Here is a 15,738-nt window from a genome sequence, read left to right on the forward strand (position 1 = left end):
CTGCATGTCCAAGTCAGATCCCGCCCTGGAACGCCGGATAACGCGCATCAAGGCACCCCAGCGCAGCGCCTGGAGCGACAACACCCCCGTCGAGACAACCGTGAAAGCCGTTCTGGAGGCAGTGCGGCGTGATGGCGACGCCGCCTTGCGCCGCTATTCGCGCGAGTTCGACAAGGTCGATATCGAGGCGTTCGAGGTCACGCCGGCGGAGCGCGCCGCTGCGCTCGATGGACTGGAGAAGCAGACCCGCGCCGATACCGAATTCGCGATCGAACGGGTGCGGAGCTTCGCCGAGGCGCAGCGCCGGACCCTGCTGCCCCTCGACATCGAAGCGCTGCCGGGGCTGCATCTGGGCCACCGCATCATCCCGATCGCTCGCATCGGCGCCTATGTGCCGGGTGGGCGTTACCCGCTACTGTCGGCGCCGATCATGACGATCGTGCCGGCCAAAGTCGCCGGCTGCGACGAGGTTATCGCCTGCCTGCCGCCCGGAGCCCATCCCGCAATGGTCGCGGGCTGTCACCTCTCAGGGGCGGATCGGATTTTCCGTATCGGCGGCGCCCAGGCGATCGCGGCGATGGCGTTCGGCACGGAGAGCATTCCGGCCGTCGACAAGATCGTCGGGCCCGGAAACGCCTATGTGAACGAGGCCAAGCGGCAGGTCTTCGGCCAGGTCGGGATCGACCAGTTGGCCGGACCGAGCGAGATCTTTATCGTCGCGGATGAAACCGGCGATGCCGTGACGATCGCAGTCGATCTGCTGGCGCAAGCCGAGCATGACGTTCGTACCCGTGTCGGCCTCATCACCACCGATCGCGCTCTGGCCGAGAAGGTCCTAGTCGAGATCGAGCGCCAGCTCGGTAATCTCTCGACCGCGCCGGTGGCCGCCGCCGCCTGGCGCGACTATGGCGAGATCGTCGTCTGCGCTGACCAGGCGACGATGCTGGCCTACTCGGACCATATCGCCGCCGAGCACCTGGAAGTGCACACGCGCGATGCGCAGGCGACGGCCGCGAAGCTGCGCAATTACGGCTCGATCTTCGTCGGGGTCGCCGCCAGCGTGGTCTATTCCGACAAATGCTGCGGCACGAACCACACACTGCCCACCATGGCGGCCGGGCGCTACACCGGCGGCCTCTGGGTCGGCTCCTATCTCAAGACCTGCACGCATCAATGGCTCGACGAGCGCGGCGTCGCGGCCGTCGCTCCGCCGGCCATGCGCCAGAGTGCGAGCGAGGGCCTGGAAGGACACAGGCGGGCAGCGGCGCTGCGGCTCGCCCCGGCGCAGTTGCTGAGCGAGATCGGAGCCTGACCGGCGACAAGATTTTCCGGAAACCCTCTATCGCACCACGAAAAAGGGGGTTCCAATGAGGGCAACACCGATCCTGTCCGCGAGGGGCGGAACGGATCGCTGCAGCAGAAGCAGGGAGACAATCCATGACGTTTCTGAAGTCCATACTCGGCAACACCGCGCTCGCGGCGGGGCTCGTCATTGCCGGTCTCGGCGCGGCATCCGCCCGTGACCTGACCGTCGTATCCTGGGGCGGCAACTACCAGGACGCGCAGCGCAAGATTTACTTCAAGCCCTTCGCGGACAAGACCGGCAAGCCGGTCCTCGACGAATCCTGGGACGGGGGCGTCGGCGTCGTCCAGGCGAAGGTGAAAGCGGGAACGCCGAACTGGGACGCGGTACAGGTCGAGGCCGACGAGCTTGCCATCGGCTGCGCCGACGGCCTTTACGAAAAGCTCGACTGGAACAAGCTCGGCGGCAAGGACAAGTTCCTGCCGAGCGCGGTGAGCGACTGCGGCGTCGGGGCGATCGTCTGGTCGACGCTGCTCTCCTACGATTCCGAGAAGCTGAAGACGGCGCCGACCTCCTGGGCCGATTTCTGGGACACCAAGAAGTTTCCGGGCAAGCGCGCCCTTCGCCGGGGGCCGAAATACGCGCTCGAATTCGCGCTGATCGCCGACGGCGTCGCGCCGAAGGACGTGTACAAGGTGCTGCGCGAGAAGGGGGGCGTCGATCGCGCCTTCAAGAAGCTCGACGAGATCAAGTCCGACATCGTCTGGTGGGAATCGGGCGCGCAGCCGCTGCAACTGCTGAAATCCGGACAGGTCGTGATGACCTCAGCCTATAACGGCCGCATCAGCGGCATCAACAAGACCGAGGGCACCAAGTTCAAGACCGTCTGGCCAGGCAGCATCTACGCAGTCGACAGCTGGGTGATCCTGAAGGGCAGCCCCAACAAGGACCAGGCGATGGACTTCATCGCTTTCGCCAGCCTGCCGGAGAACCAGTCGAAGCTGCCGCAGGACATCGCCTACGGCCTGCCCAACAAGGCCGCCGCCACAGCCGTTCCGGCCGATCTCGCCGTGGATCTGCCGACCGCGCCGCAGAATCTCGAGAACGCGATCGCGATCGACGTCGATTACTGGAACGACAACATCGAGGACCTGACCAAGCGTTTCAACGCCTGGGTCGGCAAATAGCTCGGCGACGAGGGCGGCAACCTGCCGCTTTCGGTTCGCAGGTCTTCATGCAGCGAAGCCCCGGGTGCGCCAGAGCGTGCCCGGGGCCGTTCCGGCCGGCCGGCGTGGCGCGGCCATTCCCTCACGTTCCTCGCCGCGGCCGCAACGGCAGCGCCTTATTCGTCACGGGAAGATTGATCTTTGCGAGCTCCGGATCCGTTCATTCATTTCGCGGCCATCAGCAAGGTATTCGGCGCGGTAACCGTGGTCGACTCGCTCGACTTCCATGTCGCGCGGGGAGAGTTCGTCAGCCTCCTCGGCCCTTCGGGCTCGGGCAAGACGACCCTCCTGATGATGCTTGCCGGCTTCGAGACGCCGTCCGGCGGGAGCATCCATGTCGACGGGCGGCGCGTCGAGCATCTGCCGCCGCACAAGCGCGAGATGGGCGTGGTCTTCCAGAACTACGCTCTCTTCCCCCATATGACGATCGCCGAGAATGTCGGCTTTCCGCTCAAGATGCGCGGCGTCGCCCGGGCGGAACGCGAGACGCGGGTGAAGCGCGCGCTCGACCTCGTGCGCCTCGGCCATCTCGCCGACCGCAAGCCTTCGCAGCTCTCCGGCGGCCAGCAGCAGCGCATCGCGCTCTCCCGCGCCCTCGTCTACGAGCCCAAGGTCGTGCTGATGGACGAGCCGCTGAGCGCCCTCGACAAGCAATTGCGCGAGCATATGCAGCTCGAGATCCGCGCCCTGCATCGCGACCTCGGTCTGACGGTGATCTTCGTCACGCATGATCAGGGCGAGGCGCTGACCATGTCCGATCGTGTCGCCGTGCTGAACCGCGGCAAGATCGAGCAGTTCGATACGCCCTCGGGCCTCTACGACAGGCCGCGCACACGCTTCGTCGCCGAGTTCATCGGCGAGACCAATCTGCTTGCGGGACGAGTGTCCCAGCGTCAGGGCGAAGCCGGGACGGTCGCGCTCGCGGCCGGCGGGAGCGTGACCTGCGACAGGGCCGGAGCTTTCGAAGCCGGCCATGACGTCATGGTCTCGGTTCGTCCTGAAATGCTGCATCTCGTGCCGGATGCTGCGGCGAACGCATTGCCGGTGACCATCGAGGACCATGTCTATCATGGCGATCACATCCGCCTGCACCTCGCCTACGGCGAGAACCGCCTCGTCGCCAGGGCCGGGCGCCGCGATGCGGCACCGCCGATCGGCAGCAAGGCCTTCGCCAGCTTCGCGCCCGGCGACTGCTCGCTGGTGGCGCCATGAGCGCACGCCTCAAAGCCTTCCTCCTCGTGACGCCGATGGTGGTCTTCCTCGGCCTGTTCTTTCTCTGGCCGCTGTGGATGATGATTTCGACCGCGGTGCAGGGCGGCACGGTGCGCCTCGCCTTTCCGCAGACGGCGACCGCGATCACGAGCTGGGATGGCAACAGCCCGCCGTCCGCGCCGTTGCAGGCGGCGCTCATCCGGGATCTGCGGGCCGATACGCCGCAGGAGCGCTTCGGCGATGCGGTGCGCACGCTCAACAGCCAACAGGCCGGCTTCCGCACGCTGCTGCCCCGCACGGCGCGCGCCGTGCGGGAGGCCGGTGAGGCCGACGTGGTCGATCTCGCCGCCGTCGATCCGCGCTGGAGCGACCAAGCCTACTGGCTGGCGCTGAAGCGCAGCATGCCGGCCTATACGGACGCCAATCTGCTGGCGGCGGTCGACCTCAAGCGCAATGACGACGCGCGGATCGAGCCCGTGGAAGCCGACTTCGCCGTCAACCGCGCGATCATGCTGCGCACCTTCATCATTGCAGCGCAGGTCACGCTCCTCTGCGCAGCGATCGGCTTGCCTTTCGCGATGCTGGCGGCGAGCGTCAGCGGCTGGAAGCGCAATGCGCTGCTAATCGCCGTGCTGCTGCCGCTATGGACATCGCTGCTGGTGCGCACCGCCGCCTGGCTGATCCTGTTGCAGGACAACGGGCTCATCAACCAGACGCTGCGCGCGATCGGGCTGATCGATTCGCCGCTTTCGCTCATCTACAACCGCACCGGCGTGCTGATCGCCATGACGCATGTACTGCTGCCGCTGATGGTGCTGCCGATCTATGCCAGCCTGATCGCGATCCCGCGCAACCTGATGCCAGCCGCTGCGGCTCTGGGCGCCGCGCCATTGCAGGCCTTCCGGTACGTCCTGCTGCCGCTCGCCATGCCCGGACTGCTCTCGGGCTCGCTGCTCGTTTTCATGGTGGCGCTCGGCTACTACATCACGCCGGCGCTCACCGGTGGAGCCGGCGACCAGATGATCAGCTCGGTCATCGCCTTCTACGCCACCGGAACGGCGAACTGGGGCATGGCGGGCGCGCTCGGCCTGTTCCTGCTGGTGCCCACGATGGTACTCTACATCGCATACAGCCGGCTCTCGCGCACGCCGCTGGTGCAGACATGAGCGGCGTTTCGGTCCGCCCCGGCGGCGCCGCCTTCAACGCGCTGCGGCTCGCCTTCGCGGCACTGGCCGTCGCCTTCCTGCTACTGCCGCTCGTCGCGATCCTGCCGCTCGCCTTCACCGACAGCGTCTTCCTCGTCTACCCGATCAGCGGACCTTCGATGCGCTGGTTCGGCGCGCTCGCGGAAAGCCAGGCCTGGACGCGTGCGATCGTCAATTCGCTGATCATCGGCACGGGCGCGACCATCGTCGCCACAGTGGTCGGGACGCTGGCGGCGCTGGGCCTCAGGCGCGAACTCGTGCCGTTCTCCGGGCTGCTGCGTTCTGTGTTCCTGTTGCCGATGGTGGTGCCGGCGGTCGTGCTCGGCGTCGGCATGCAGATCCTCTACGCCCGCATGGGGCTGGCCTCGAGTTATCTCGGCGTCATCATTGCGCATGCCGTGCTGTGCGTGCCCTTCGTGCTCGTCAACGTCGCGAGTTCGCTCGCCAGCATCGATCCGGCGCTGGAGCGTGCCGCGTCCAGTCTCGGAGCCTCGCCGGTCAAGGTCTTCCAGAGCGTGACGCTGCCGCTGGCCATGCCGGGCATTTTGACCGGCGCGGTCTTCGCCTTCGCCACCTCGCTCGACGAGGTGGTGATCACGCTCTTCGTCGCCGGCCCCAACCAGACGACGCTCGCCCGCCAGATGTTTTCGTCTTTGCGTGAGAACATCAGCCCTGCAATCGCAGCAGCGGCCTTCATCATCATGATCCTGACGTTCGTGCTGCTCCTGACCGTCAAGGGCGCTTCGCTGTACCAGGCTTTGCGCAAGAGGCAGAGGATCGAGATCGGCTAGCTCGGGCATCATTAGAAGCCATCTGTCGCTTCGGTACTGGTCTGCGCAATAGCGGGATCTGGGCCCCGCTCGAAAGCAGACTTCCAGAGCTCCCGTGTCCGCATGACCGAAAATCGATCCAACTCAACGGAGGTGGATCAATGCCCGGTCCCCGGCCGGGCATCTTTCGTTTGTAGAATCGCGCGCTTCCGCTCGCTTGGCGTTCCGTCGAGACGCTGGAGATCCATCGTGCAAGTGGGGAAGGAGGATTGATTGCTCGGTTCAGATCTGTGCGAGCCCCCGGCAGCGCCCGAAGACGCTCTGTCTGCCCGCCGAGAAGATGATGACCTCGTGGGTATCGGGCGCCTGTCCACGCACCTCCATACCGGGCGAGCTGATGGGCATGCCTGCGACGACGAGGCCCGTCGCCTTGGGGCGCTCGACCAGCAGGCGCTTGATCGCCTCAGCCGGCTTGCTGCAGCCCTTATTCGGATAGTGCTTCGCGACGCAGGCGCGAGCCTCCTCGTCAGTCTGCTCGAAGCGCTCGCGCACCGGGACCATGCTGGCACAAACCACCCGCCGCGCCGTCGCGAGGCCATAGGCCAGCGTCTTGTCGCGGCCATCGCCGGCGTCCCCGAGGCCGTCGAGGATGCCCTCGATGCCCTTGACCTGACTGGTCAGCGACGAGCCGAACATCGGAGCCTTGCCTGATCGCAGACAACCGAACTGGTAACCGCAGCGGTAACCAGCCGCTTGGCGCTCTCTTCCTTGACCCTGCGGGCGATGTCCTGGGTCCAACCGCAACGCTTCGCGCGCTTGATGACGGCGACAGTGGAGATGCCGGCGCCGTTGGCGATATCGCGGACCGAGAGGACGCCGGCCCGGTATTCTCGCTATTCGGCTTCCCGATCAGTGGGTTTCCGCTCACGCAGCGTCTAAGCTCCGGCAAAATGCGCGGGGGGCACTATGGAAACGCTGATCCGGTTCGTGCTTGGCAATCTGACGGTGCTGATGTTCCCAGCGGCATTCGTCGCGGCCGCCGTCTCCAAGAGACCGGCACCGTACGAGGAGCGGCTGCTGGATTGGCTGCTTCTGCTTTTCCTGGGCATTGGCAGCATCTGGTCCGGGATATTTCACGTCTTCTTCCCGGCAATCGCCTCGAAGTCGATCGGGTGGAGCCCCAGCCCGTTCGAGACCGAGATTGGCATTGCCGACATCGCCATGGGGATCACCGCAATCGTTGCCTTCTGGCGACCGGTTCAGTTCAAAGGTGCGATTATTCTCTACGCAGTGGTCTTCTTCATCGGTGTCGCGATCAATCACGTCTACGATGCCGCCGCCGGCAACCTGGCAGTCAATAATTTCGGCTTGCTGCTAGTCTCTACGATTGTGAGCATCTTCCTGCTGCCCTGGCTCTACTTCAGGGCCCAGTCACGTGAGGCCGCCCGATGACCGATGTAAAGGCAGAGCCTGCAATCTTCGACGCGGCGCCAGCGCACCCGGAGGAAATCCGATCGGTGTTCGACCTGCGCGTTGGCAATCACATCACGCTGCAGGGCAAGTTGCGTATCACGCCGGCTGGACTGGTCTGTTCCGGGCTCGCGGTTGCCATGATGGGCTTCGGGCTCGGGTACATCGCCCGGTCCTTGTCGCGGCGAAACTGGTGAGCTTCTTCGAACTTCGGAACCGGCCAAGCCATAATGCAGCCCAGACCTACGCCGCCATTGGATGGCGAATTCCGGCTATCAGTCTAATCGGAAGGCCATGAGCCTAGCCTCGCCGCCCTGACATTGCGACACCAATGCAGCGGCCCGCTCTACGGCTCCCCAGTCGAGTCGATGGGCGTGCGGTCAGTCAATCCACGCATCCCTCAGGCGTGCGTCAGCCTCGCCGACAGTTCGCCGATGCTATCAAACGTCATGTCCGGCTTCGCTGCCCGCAACGCGGAAGCAGCATTGTAGCCGAAAGTCACTGCGCCGGCGGCGATTCCAACGCTTCGGGCAGCTTCGATGTCACGAACTTCGTCGCCCACGGCGATGGAACCTTGCTTGCTGGCCCCGCTGCGTTTGATGACAGCCTGAAATTTGGCGGCCTTGCCCCAGAGGGATGCTCCACAATTGAAATGGCTAACGTGGACAGCAGCAGAGCCGAGCTTCTCTCGAATTGCTTCCTCGCCATTCGAGCTCACTATGGCGACCTGAATATTGGATGCGGCCAAGCTGGCCAGCATGTTCTCGACGCCGGGAAATAGCCGCACCTCATCGCGGCTGTCTGCGCTCAGCTTGCGCATGTGCACGGCTATCGAAGGCATTCTCCAAAGGGGAACCTGAAGTCGCGCCACGATTTCTCGCGAACCTAACCCCCGAAGTTCTTCGATCTCATGCTCTGCGACCTCGCGAAATCCAAACCGCCGGGCAGTCTGATTGAGTACCGAGCAGAACCACGGGAAGCTGTCCGCCAGTGTTCCATCGTAATCGAATATGGCGAGCGAAAAGGGAGGCATAATGGCTCCTGAACTTCAGGTGTCATTGCCCCGAGCCGTCGAAGCGGTCAACCAGCCGCGCGCTAGCCAACCATGAGGCCGCGCGGGAATGTCGCCCCCCCTCGCCGCGTCGAACTTTAAAATCGGCACCGGACCATGCGGCGGGCCCGCCCGCATCGGCACTCCGGGCCTTGCGGTGACGCGCGAAGCGGTCCGAAACGATCGAGGAGGCCTGGCGGCCATCCTTCCGGGGAGGCCGATCCTCGCAAGCGGCCTCTTCGAACTCTGAAAATGGTAGGCCGATGTTCGGCCTCACCTTCAGCCGCGGCGGAATAGCCTCAGAAGATCTCGTTCTTGATGCCCTTCACCAAACCGATGGTCGCTCCGACAGAGGCGCCGACGCCGAGGCCGAGCTTTCCGCCGTAGCTGCCGATTTCAATACCCTTGTCCAAATCGGTCTTCACCGACTCTCCGATGCGCCCCAGGGCATCCTTCAGGCCCGCGCCGTTCACGCTGTCCAGCGTCTCGTCGTCCAGAGCGACATTGTCTCGGTTGGCGTTCATCGTTGCGCTCCTGCTCATCGGGCTAGGCCCGTTGTTTCGTTGAGCAAGGTGTAGTCAGGCCGGCTTACAGAACGCTTACAGGGATAGCGGAGTTCTCGTCGAACTCCGAAGCCAGCCTCCCTGGCGGGCAGGAACATAGTGCTCCAGGGCCGGGTTGATCCACCACATCAACCTGCCAAGGAGGGCGCCATGATCAAAGCTGCGATAGTCGCAGGTTTCGCCGTTGCCGCGCTTCCCACCTTGGCCGCGGCCGAGCCCAACCGAGTTGGGCCTGCGTGTGAACTGCCGGGGCAACCTGTTGTTGACCCAGGCGTGCTCCGGACCGAGTTCTCGCCGGCTGCTGAAGCGCCAAAGGAACAGGTGATCGATATGACCCTGTCATCGCAGCAACTCAACGCGATCCGCGTCGGACCGAAAGGCAGCACCCGCTAGCGGGTCTGAAACGTTGCCGGCGAGCTGTTCAGTACCCGTTCAAGTCAGTCCGCGCGATCATTCGTCATCCGACAGCCGACCCGGCGACTGCCAGGAACCGACCATCCGGGTTAATGACGGACGATGCCATGAACCTCTCGCGCTATCTGCTGCCGGTTGCCGCGCTCGCGATGATGACGGGTTACGGCTTTGCGCAAACACCCGTGCAGATGACCCCAGACACAAAGCCCGCGATGACGGCCCCTGCGCCCGCAGCGCCGGCCAAAAAGGCTACGACAACCTCCGGTCAAAGGACCGCCAAGTCGAAGGCCTGCTCTGATCAAGCGGATCAGAAGGGCCTTCACGGGAAGGCCCGAAAGCAGTTCCGCGACGAGTGCAAGAAGGCCTAAGCTCGACGCGGCTGGGCGCCATCCTGAACGTTGGGTGGCGCCTCTGTGGCCAGCACTTCGCGGCCGCGAGCTCTGAATGCCGTAGTCACCCCGGAATCGTGAATCCGTACTTTCCGCCCAATGCTTTGAAATCGGCCCGGCTGATCATACCGCCGTCCGGTTTCACGTACTGAGGCATGGCAGCGTAGTTGTCTTCGATCGTGTTCGGCTTCAGTGAGCGATCGAGCGCCGGCCCCGTGTTCGTGACCACGTAGCAGCCGGTGATCTTCGCCAGCTTCTTGCAGAAACCCAGGCCGCTGCCTCCGATGTTGCAGGCAGAAAGCCAGATCACTCTGAGGCTGTTGATCCGCATCCATGGGAAGCAGACCTCCACGTTGTCCTCGAAGAGCATCTGCCCGATCGCGATGTAGGCCTTGTAGGGTGGCTTTGCAGAGAAGCCGTGGCAGTTGAAGACGACGTGTTTGTCGCCCTCCTTCACCATGCCCACCATATCCTCGTTGCTGGCGCCGTTCCGGATGTATGGATTCCGGGTCAGGCTCGTGCGGAACAGCACTCCCTCCCCGTTCAACCCCACTGAGGGGCCAACGAGAGTGACCAGCTTTTGAGGAGGAACACCGCTGCTCATGGGATAGCCCCCGCCAGGAGGTTGAACCTGATCAGGGGCGTCTCGGATAGACGTCAGCCAAATGGATGACGCGGCATCGTCGCAGGGGCCGTTTCGCGCTGAGCGCTGGCCGGGAGGTGCCGTCCTCGACACATTTCGTAACAATGGCCACGGCAAAAGCCCGACCCGCATAGTCGGCGCTGTGCGCTTTAGCTGCGATTGGCCTTTTTGGCCGCGCTCAACTCTTCCAGTTCGGTAAAGGGCGCAAAGGGGCCACTGCCCGCGCGGCTCGTTGGGCAACAGCGGCGACAGGATCGACCATTCGTGGTCGGCGAGTTCGTAGCGACGGCGCGTCATCAAGCCGCCATCGGAAGCCTTGAATCACGCAACAGCCTAAAACCCAAAAGGACCTATGAGTTTACGGCCTAGGGGACGGCGCCCGCGATGCGCTCGACAACAAGTGATCGCCCGCGCCCGGGCCGAGGCTGCTCCTTCGGTCAGTGCCTGCCGGATGCCCGCGTCTCCGCATGGCGAGTTGGCTGACCGGCGCGACCGGAAACGGAAGCTTTCGGTCCAGGTTTGACCGCTGGTATCTCCATCGTCTTGCCGGAGCCCTTGGCGGCAACGAGCGCCGCATGGTCCTGCGTGGTCTGCGCCGCATAGGCCATTGCGAAGGACGCCACGGCCTCGTCGAATATCCCGGACCCGCCCATGTAGCCCGCGATGGCTACCGCATCGCCGGAGCGGACATGCGCGCGCGCCAGCGTTCGGCCGCACAATTCTGCGTACGCCGTCAGGGCTTGGCCCTCGACCACTTCGGCGATCGATCCCAGACGGCGGTTCTTGAGTTGCCGGACGTAGAACTGGCGCCCGCTGGCACTGTCGCCCGCCCACCCCAGGAACACGTCACTCGCCGCCTGCAGCATGCGCTGGCCTTCCACCACACGCTGCCCCTGATGGGGCTGCGCCGGGCTCCTGCCCTTCGTCAGCCGCGTGAGCACGGACGCCTGAGCCTCCTTGACCTGCAGGAACAGCGGCTCATCGTCCGCTGTCATGAACAGGCCGACCACGCAGAAGGTACCGACGCTGCCGACACCGACGACCTTGAAGGCAAGGTCCCGCAGGCCGTAGCGCGTAACCAGCACGCGGCGCTCCGGCGGCAAGGTCTCGCGGTAATGACGGAAGACCTTGTCGGCCTGCAGCGTTCGCGTGCCGTCGTGTTCCTCGGGAAGATGGTAGATCAGGGGCGGCCGATCCTCGATGCGCCAGGAGCCGTCGGCGGTGGCTTCGAGATGGGGAAAGTTGTCATCCTGCTGCGGGTTGTTCCGCGCTTTGGCGAGGAGGCCCTGCACATGCCGGCGCAGCGCCGGATCATCGATCCGCGCCAGTTCCTGCCCGAGTTCCGTGCGCGCCTGCCAAGCCTCTATCGGAGCGAGCTTGGCAAGCCTGCGCAGCCGGCGGCGGTAGGCCGCGACCGTCGCGGTGACAGTGAGACGGGCGGCCTTCTTGGAAAATCCGGCGTCGAGCGCCGCTACGGCGATACTCGCGGCAAGGCGCTTGAGGTCGACGGAGAAGTCGATGCCCGGCAGCGTTTCATCGAAGTCGTTGATGTCGAAGAGGATATTCTCCTCCGGGGTGGCGAAGACGCCGAAGTTCATGAGATGGCAGTCGCCGCAGGCCTGCACGTCCAGACCGGTCGATGGAATATCCGCAAGATCCGCCGCCATCACCGCCGCCGCACCGCGCAGAAAGGCGAATGGATTCTGCATCATGCGCTCGTAGCGAATGGGCAGAAGCTCCGGAATGCGGCTGCCATCGGTCTCGGCGAGAATGGAGACCGCGTCGCCGCCGTCGCGAAGCGACCATTGAGCATGGCTCTCGCGCGGAACCTTGCTGCGCAGGGCCTTGCCGGCGGCGTAGCGCTCGGCACGGGACAGGAGGAGTGGCTTGGTCGGTTGATGTCGTGCCATCGGTGACCTCGATCCTGACGTTTCGGCCCGCACGGCTTTCTCGTCAACGGGCCCGCCCCTGCCGGCGATATCCCGCGATCCGGCTTCGCATTCCGGCATCCCATGGAGAAAGGTGAGACGCCTCGCGCTGGTTCGTCAAATGACGCAACCGTGATCGCAAAACACTCGTTGCCCGGACACTGGCCAATTCCGAAACACACAAGTATCGGCCTTCACCGTGGTGCGTATTCGGAAAGCCATTGCCAGGCCCCGCCCAAGAGGAGCATAATTTTCGTTCTGACCCAAAGGCGCGATGTCGGGAGGGCTCGGAATGAACGGCACCGGAGAAAGACGGGGCAGATGGAGCTGGTGGTACCTGCTCTTCGTCATCCAGTTCGTCGCGGTCCTCTGGCCGCCCTTCTACAACCGGGCTGAGCCCGCCTGGGCAGGCATACCGTTCTTCTATTGGTACCAGATGCTCTGGGTGCTGATCGGGGCCGCCCTCACCGCCATCGTCTACTTTGCGGCAAAGGATTAGCTCGCCTCACCAGACCTTGCGCCTGAGGACGACGAGTTCGGGGAGCGTGTCATGCAGAACGTGAACTGGACCGCCACCATCGTGTTCGTGGCATTGTTCGGCTTCATTACATGGCTTGGCTTCGCCGCCGCCAACTGGCGCAAGGGAGATCTCGATCTCTTGCACGAATGGGGCCTTGGCGGCCGCAGATTCGGCACCTGGGTCACCTGGTTCCTGATCGGCGGCGACCTTTATACCGCCTATACCTTCATCGCCGTGCCGGCCCTCGCCTTCGGTGCCGGCGCGGTGGCATTCTTCGCCGTACCCTACACGATCGTCATCTATCCGATCCTGTTCCTCGTTTTTCCCAGGCTCTGGCACGTCTGCCATAGGCACGGCTACATCACCGCCGGCGACTTCGTCCGTGGCCGCTTCGGCAACCGCTGGCTGGCACTCGCCGTGACCATAACCGGCATCGTCGCGACCATGCCCTATATCGCGCTGCAGCTCGTCGGCATCCAGGTGGTGATCGGCGCGCTCGGCATTTCCGGCAGCGGCCTTGCCGCGGACCTGCCGCTGATCATCGCCTTCCTCATCCTGGCGGCCTTCACCTATTCGAGCGGCCTGCGCGCGCCGGCCTCGATCGCGATCGTCAAGGACATCCTGATCTATGTCACCGCCTTCACCGCGATCATCGCCATCCCGATCCAGCTCGGCGGCTTTGCCAAGATCTTTTCCGCCGTACCGGACGCGAAGATCCTGCTCGAGACGCCGGCTCCGGGCACGACAGGTGCCTACAGCACTTACGCGACGCTCGCCCTCGGATCGGCTCTCGCGCTGTTCCTCTACCCGCATTCCATGACCGGCATCCTCAGCGCCAGCAGTGGCCAGGCCGTCCGGCGCAACGCGGCCATGCTGCCTGCCTACTCCTTCCTGCTGGGTCTTTTGGCGCTGTTCGGCTTCTTCGCGATCGCCGCCGGCGTCCGCGCCATGCCGGAATATGCGGCGGGGTTTGCCGAGTTCGGCAATAATTTCGCGGTGCCCGCGCTGTTCCTGCACAGCTTCCCGTCCTGGTTCGTCGGCGTCGCCTTCGCCGCCGTCGGCATCGGGGCACTGGTTCCGGCGGCGATCATGTCGATCGCCGCCGCCAACCTCTACACCCGCAACATCCACCGGGAATTCATCAACCAGAACCCCACCGACCGGCAGGAAGCGCAGATGGCGAAATGGGTCTCGCTGATCGTCAAGCTCGGCGCGCTCATCTTCATCCTGTTCGTGCCGACGCAATACGCCATCCAGTTGCAGCTGCTCGGCGGCATCTGGATCATCCAGACGCTGCCGGCGGTGATGCTCGGCGTCTATACGCGCTGGTTCGACTCCTGGGCACTGCTGATCGGCTGGCTCGCCGGGATCGTCGCGGGGACGCTGATGGCCATCGCGTCCAATCTCACGCCCACCTATCCACTCAGCTTCGGCGGCCATGTCTTCCCAGGCTATACCGCCGTCTACACGCTCGTGCTCAACCTCGCCATCGCCGTCGTGTTGACCTTGGTCTTCCGGGCGTTGAGGGCACATTCAGTCCCTGCCGACGAGACGATTGCCGCCGACTACTACGCCTGACGTTCTCGCGGCCCGACCCGAACTTCACGAGCACGGCATGCGCAACCGCAGGCCGTGTGGGCTCCGCACCGGAACTTGCAAGGGAGTCGCCCCGCCGGCCTTCCAGGCACGAAGACGCGCGCATCAGCCCGCTGCAGCCGCGGCCCGGAAGCGGCTGACGAAGTCTTCGAGCGTGGCGCGATCGGTATCCGAGATGGCCCAATAGGAGAAAGCGCCGTCGGTCCAGCGGAGCAGCGAAAAGCCGCCGGTGGAACGCTCCGCCGCGACTGGCATCGCTGCGCTTCCGCTGTCCTGCGGCGCGGCCACCAGGGTGATCAGATGCTCACGGTGCTTGTAGACGAGAGCCGGCACCGGCTTGTCCCCGATCACTTCGACACGGCCGCCCAGGAGCGAAAAGCCGTCCTTCGCCAGGTCCGGCGCGGCGGGAGACAGGCCAATCCGGGCGTCGAGCCAGGGCTTGACCGTGTGCCGGTCCGACGAGGCGACATCCACCGGGCTTGCGGCAAGCAGGCTGCGGCGATGGCTGCTGGCGATCGCCGCCGCAAAGCTGTCGGGCGCACCACGTGTCATCGCCCATTGGGTCGCCCCACTCGCCAGAACCGCGGTGATGAGGACCGACGCCGCCATGGCGCGCCAGCCGAACGAGCCGAAGCGGGGAATTTCCGGCTGTCCCGCTTCTCCGCGACGAACGCCAAGCGCCGCGATGCGAGCCTGGAATGCCTCGCTGATGTCGGGCCGAGGCAATCTGCGAATGGCGGCCTGCGCCGCGGCGATACGGGCGTGCTCGGCCGCCAGCGCCAGATCGTTTGCCATACGCCGCTCCAGCGCCAAGCTCGTGGCCGCATCGAGTTCGCCATCAACCAGAGCGTGAAGCAGCAACCGAAGATCCGCAGGGTCCAGCGGCAATCCCATCGCTTCCTTCATCGGTTGCCCCCAAGTTCCGAGATCAGCAGCCCGCGCGCCCGCGACAGGCGCGACATCACCGTGCCCAGCGGCACATCGAGCATCGCCGCGATCTCCCGGTAGCTGAGGCCGTTAATATCCCGCAGCACCAGAACCTCGCGGAAACAGTGCGGCAGCATGGCGATCGCCGCTTCCAGCGCCGCCGCGTCCGCCTTGGCAATCAAGGCCGCCTCCGGCGTATCGACGCCTGTTTCGGCGCAGGCCCCAAGGGCGTCGAGATCGGCAAGGTCGCCAACGGCAACAATGCGACGTGGGTGGTTTCGCGCGAGCCAGGCGTAGGACACATTGCGCACGATCGTCAGCAGCCAGGCTCGCGCATTGCCGCCCGCATAGCCTGCCAGCCCCTTATGCGCCTTCAGGCAGGCCTCCTGCACCACGTCCTCGGCGTCATCGGCATTGCCGGTCAGCCAGCGGGCGAGCGCCAAGGCATCGGAGAGATGGGGCAGGACCACCTCGCCAAAGCGTTCCGCCGAGGCTTTGTCGCTCAACACCGCGGCATCGTC

General features: G+C 64.8%; 18 protein-coding genes and 1 pseudogene. 11 read left to right on the top strand and 8 right to left on the bottom strand.

The window, feature by feature from the left end; all coding sequences use genetic code 11:
* Positions 1-4: 4 nt before the first annotated feature.
* The 5 genes from hisD (at position 5) to AC1DNE_RS14850 (ending at position 5,737) form a co-directional block, all read left to right on the top strand.
* Positions 5-1,312, top strand: a complete 1,308-nt coding sequence (gene hisD, locus AC1DNE_RS14830; protein WP_441469266.1) for a histidinol dehydrogenase — start codon at positions 5-7, stop codon at positions 1,310-1,312.
* A 125-nt stretch (positions 1,313-1,437) separates the two neighbouring features.
* Positions 1,438-2,490, top strand: a complete 1,053-nt coding sequence (locus AC1DNE_RS14835) for an ABC transporter substrate-binding protein (protein WP_441469267.1) — start codon at positions 1,438-1,440, stop codon at positions 2,488-2,490.
* A 180-nt stretch (positions 2,491-2,670) separates the two neighbouring features.
* A complete protein-coding gene (locus tag AC1DNE_RS14840; RefSeq protein ID WP_441469268.1) occupies positions 2,671-3,741 on the top strand; it encodes an ABC transporter ATP-binding protein in 1,071 nt (356 codons plus the stop codon).
* Positions 3,738-4,907 carry an ABC transporter permease gene (locus AC1DNE_RS14845; protein WP_476765419.1) on the top strand — a complete coding sequence of 390 codons (1,170 nt, stop codon included), beginning with the start codon at positions 3,738-3,740 and terminating at the stop codon, positions 4,905-4,907. The genes AC1DNE_RS14840 and AC1DNE_RS14845 overlap by 4 nt, the downstream gene beginning before the upstream one ends.
* The gene (locus AC1DNE_RS14850; protein WP_441469270.1) at positions 4,904-5,737 is read left to right on the top strand and encodes an ABC transporter permease; all 834 of its coding nucleotides are present in this window, start codon (positions 4,904-4,906) and stop codon (positions 5,735-5,737) included. The genes AC1DNE_RS14845 and AC1DNE_RS14850 overlap by 4 nt, the downstream gene beginning before the upstream one ends.
* Positions 5,738-5,998: 261 nt before the next feature.
* On the opposite strand, the gene AC1DNE_RS14855 is transcribed toward AC1DNE_RS14850, so the two are convergent.
* Complete coding sequence (locus AC1DNE_RS14855; protein WP_441469271.1) at positions 5,999-6,412, bottom strand: DUF411 domain-containing protein; 414 nt, start codon at positions 6,410-6,412, stop codon at positions 5,999-6,001.
* Positions 6,413-6,682: 270 nt separating this feature from the next.
* On the opposite strand from AC1DNE_RS14855, the gene AC1DNE_RS14860 reads away from it, so the two are divergent.
* Complete coding sequence (locus AC1DNE_RS14860; protein ID WP_441469272.1) at positions 6,683-7,168, top strand: DUF6790 family protein; 486 nt, start codon at positions 6,683-6,685, stop codon at positions 7,166-7,168.
* The gene (locus AC1DNE_RS14865; RefSeq protein ID WP_441469273.1) at positions 7,165-7,383 is read left to right on the top strand and encodes a hypothetical protein; all 219 of its coding nucleotides are present in this window, start codon (positions 7,165-7,167) and stop codon (positions 7,381-7,383) included. The genes AC1DNE_RS14860 and AC1DNE_RS14865 overlap by 4 nt, the downstream gene beginning before the upstream one ends.
* Before the next feature lie 203 nt (positions 7,384-7,586).
* On the opposite strand, the gene AC1DNE_RS14870 is transcribed toward AC1DNE_RS14865, so the two are convergent.
* Together AC1DNE_RS14870 and AC1DNE_RS14875 are read right to left on the bottom strand one after the other, a co-directional pair.
* Positions 7,587-8,219, bottom strand: coding sequence for an HAD hydrolase-like protein (locus AC1DNE_RS14870; protein WP_441469274.1), 633 nt, complete (start codon positions 8,217-8,219; stop codon positions 7,587-7,589).
* A 317-nt stretch (positions 8,220-8,536) separates the two neighbouring features.
* Positions 8,537-8,761, bottom strand: coding sequence for a hypothetical protein (locus AC1DNE_RS14875; RefSeq protein ID WP_441469275.1), 225 nt, complete (start codon positions 8,759-8,761; stop codon positions 8,537-8,539).
* A 189-nt stretch (positions 8,762-8,950) separates the two neighbouring features.
* On the opposite strand from AC1DNE_RS14875, the gene AC1DNE_RS14880 reads away from it, so the two are divergent.
* Positions 8,951-9,193 carry a hypothetical protein gene (locus AC1DNE_RS14880; RefSeq protein ID WP_441469276.1) on the top strand — a complete coding sequence of 81 codons (243 nt, stop codon included), beginning with the start codon at positions 8,951-8,953 and terminating at the stop codon, positions 9,191-9,193.
* A 128-nt stretch (positions 9,194-9,321) separates the two neighbouring features.
* Positions 9,322-9,582, top strand: coding sequence for a PsiF family protein (locus AC1DNE_RS14885; RefSeq protein ID WP_441469277.1), 261 nt, complete (start codon positions 9,322-9,324; stop codon positions 9,580-9,582).
* An 85-nt stretch (positions 9,583-9,667) separates the two neighbouring features.
* Here the strand turns inward: AC1DNE_RS14885 and AC1DNE_RS14890 are convergent, their stop codons facing one another.
* The 3 genes and pseudogenes from AC1DNE_RS14890 to AC1DNE_RS14900 all read right to left on the bottom strand — a co-directional run bounded on the left by AC1DNE_RS14890 (position 9,668) and on the right by AC1DNE_RS14900 (position 12,156).
* Complete coding sequence (locus AC1DNE_RS14890) at positions 9,668-10,207, bottom strand: hypothetical protein (RefSeq protein ID WP_441469278.1); 540 nt, start codon at positions 10,205-10,207, stop codon at positions 9,668-9,670.
* Between the two features lie 258 nt (positions 10,208-10,465).
* A pseudogene (locus AC1DNE_RS14895) lies at positions 10,466-10,543 on the bottom strand (IS5/IS1182 family transposase); the annotation flags it as partial.
* A gap of 140 nt (positions 10,544-10,683) precedes the next feature.
* Positions 10,684-12,156 carry a DUF2252 domain-containing protein gene (locus AC1DNE_RS14900; protein WP_476841114.1) on the bottom strand — a complete coding sequence of 491 codons (1,473 nt, stop codon included), beginning with the start codon at positions 12,154-12,156 and terminating at the stop codon, positions 10,684-10,686.
* A 310-nt stretch (positions 12,157-12,466) separates the two neighbouring features.
* Between AC1DNE_RS14900 and AC1DNE_RS14905 the strand changes: the two genes are divergently transcribed.
* The gene (locus tag AC1DNE_RS14905; RefSeq protein ID WP_441469281.1) at positions 12,467-12,673 is read left to right on the top strand and encodes a DUF3311 domain-containing protein; all 207 of its coding nucleotides are present in this window, start codon (positions 12,467-12,469) and stop codon (positions 12,671-12,673) included.
* A gap of 51 nt (positions 12,674-12,724) precedes the next feature.
* A complete protein-coding gene (gene mctP, locus AC1DNE_RS14910) occupies positions 12,725-14,272 on the top strand; it encodes a monocarboxylate uptake permease MctP (protein WP_476766297.1) in 1,548 nt (515 codons plus the stop codon).
* A 123-nt stretch (positions 14,273-14,395) separates the two neighbouring features.
* Here the strand turns inward: mctP and AC1DNE_RS14915 are convergent, their stop codons facing one another.
* Together AC1DNE_RS14915 and AC1DNE_RS14920 are read right to left on the bottom strand one after the other, a co-directional pair.
* Positions 14,396-15,085, bottom strand: a complete 690-nt coding sequence (locus tag AC1DNE_RS14915) for an anti-sigma factor family protein (RefSeq protein ID WP_476766298.1) — start codon at positions 15,083-15,085, stop codon at positions 14,396-14,398.
* A gap of 107 nt (positions 15,086-15,192) precedes the next feature.
* Positions 15,193-15,723, bottom strand: a complete 531-nt coding sequence (locus AC1DNE_RS14920) for a sigma-70 family RNA polymerase sigma factor (protein ID WP_441469284.1) — start codon at positions 15,721-15,723, stop codon at positions 15,193-15,195.
* Positions 15,724-15,738 lie beyond the last annotated feature (15 nt).

It is taken from the genome of Allobosea sp. 05L423, assembly GCF_056397745.1.

Excerpts from the sequence above, each read along its gene's own strand:
- hisD (WP_441469266.1), top strand. The coding sequence starts at position 5 with ATGTCCAAGTCAGATCCCGCCCTGGAACGCCGGATAACGCGCATCAAG.
- AC1DNE_RS14835 (WP_441469267.1), top strand. The coding sequence starts at position 1,438 with ATGACGTTTCTGAAGTCCATACTCGGCAACACCGCGCTCGCGGCGGGG.
- AC1DNE_RS14845 (WP_476765419.1), top strand. The coding sequence starts at position 3,738 with ATGAGCGCACGCCTCAAAGCCTTCCTCCTCGTGACGCCGATGGTGGTC.
- AC1DNE_RS14850 (WP_441469270.1), top strand. The coding sequence starts at position 4,904 with ATGAGCGGCGTTTCGGTCCGCCCCGGCGGCGCCGCCTTCAACGCGCTG.
- AC1DNE_RS14855 (WP_441469271.1), bottom strand. The coding sequence starts at position 6,412 with ATGTTCGGCTCGTCGCTGACCAGTCAGGTCAAGGGCATCGAGGGCATC.
- AC1DNE_RS14860 (WP_441469272.1), top strand. The coding sequence starts at position 6,683 with ATGGAAACGCTGATCCGGTTCGTGCTTGGCAATCTGACGGTGCTGATG.
- AC1DNE_RS14865 (WP_441469273.1), top strand. The coding sequence starts at position 7,165 with ATGACCGATGTAAAGGCAGAGCCTGCAATCTTCGACGCGGCGCCAGCG.
- AC1DNE_RS14870 (WP_441469274.1), bottom strand. The coding sequence starts at position 8,219 with ATGCCTCCCTTTTCGCTCGCCATATTCGATTACGATGGAACACTGGCG.
- AC1DNE_RS14875 (WP_441469275.1), bottom strand. The coding sequence starts at position 8,761 with ATGAACGCCAACCGAGACAATGTCGCTCTGGACGACGAGACGCTGGAC.
- AC1DNE_RS14880 (WP_441469276.1), top strand. The coding sequence starts at position 8,951 with ATGATCAAAGCTGCGATAGTCGCAGGTTTCGCCGTTGCCGCGCTTCCC.
- AC1DNE_RS14885 (WP_441469277.1), top strand. The coding sequence starts at position 9,322 with ATGAACCTCTCGCGCTATCTGCTGCCGGTTGCCGCGCTCGCGATGATG.
- AC1DNE_RS14890 (WP_441469278.1), bottom strand. The coding sequence starts at position 10,207 with ATGAGCAGCGGTGTTCCTCCTCAAAAGCTGGTCACTCTCGTTGGCCCC.
- AC1DNE_RS14900 (WP_476841114.1), bottom strand. The coding sequence starts at position 12,156 with ATGGCACGACATCAACCGACCAAGCCACTCCTCCTGTCCCGTGCCGAG.
- AC1DNE_RS14905 (WP_441469281.1), top strand. The coding sequence starts at position 12,467 with ATGAACGGCACCGGAGAAAGACGGGGCAGATGGAGCTGGTGGTACCTG.
- mctP (WP_476766297.1), top strand. The coding sequence starts at position 12,725 with ATGCAGAACGTGAACTGGACCGCCACCATCGTGTTCGTGGCATTGTTC.
- AC1DNE_RS14915 (WP_476766298.1), bottom strand. The coding sequence starts at position 15,085 with ATGGCAAACGATCTGGCGCTGGCGGCCGAGCACGCCCGTATCGCCGCG.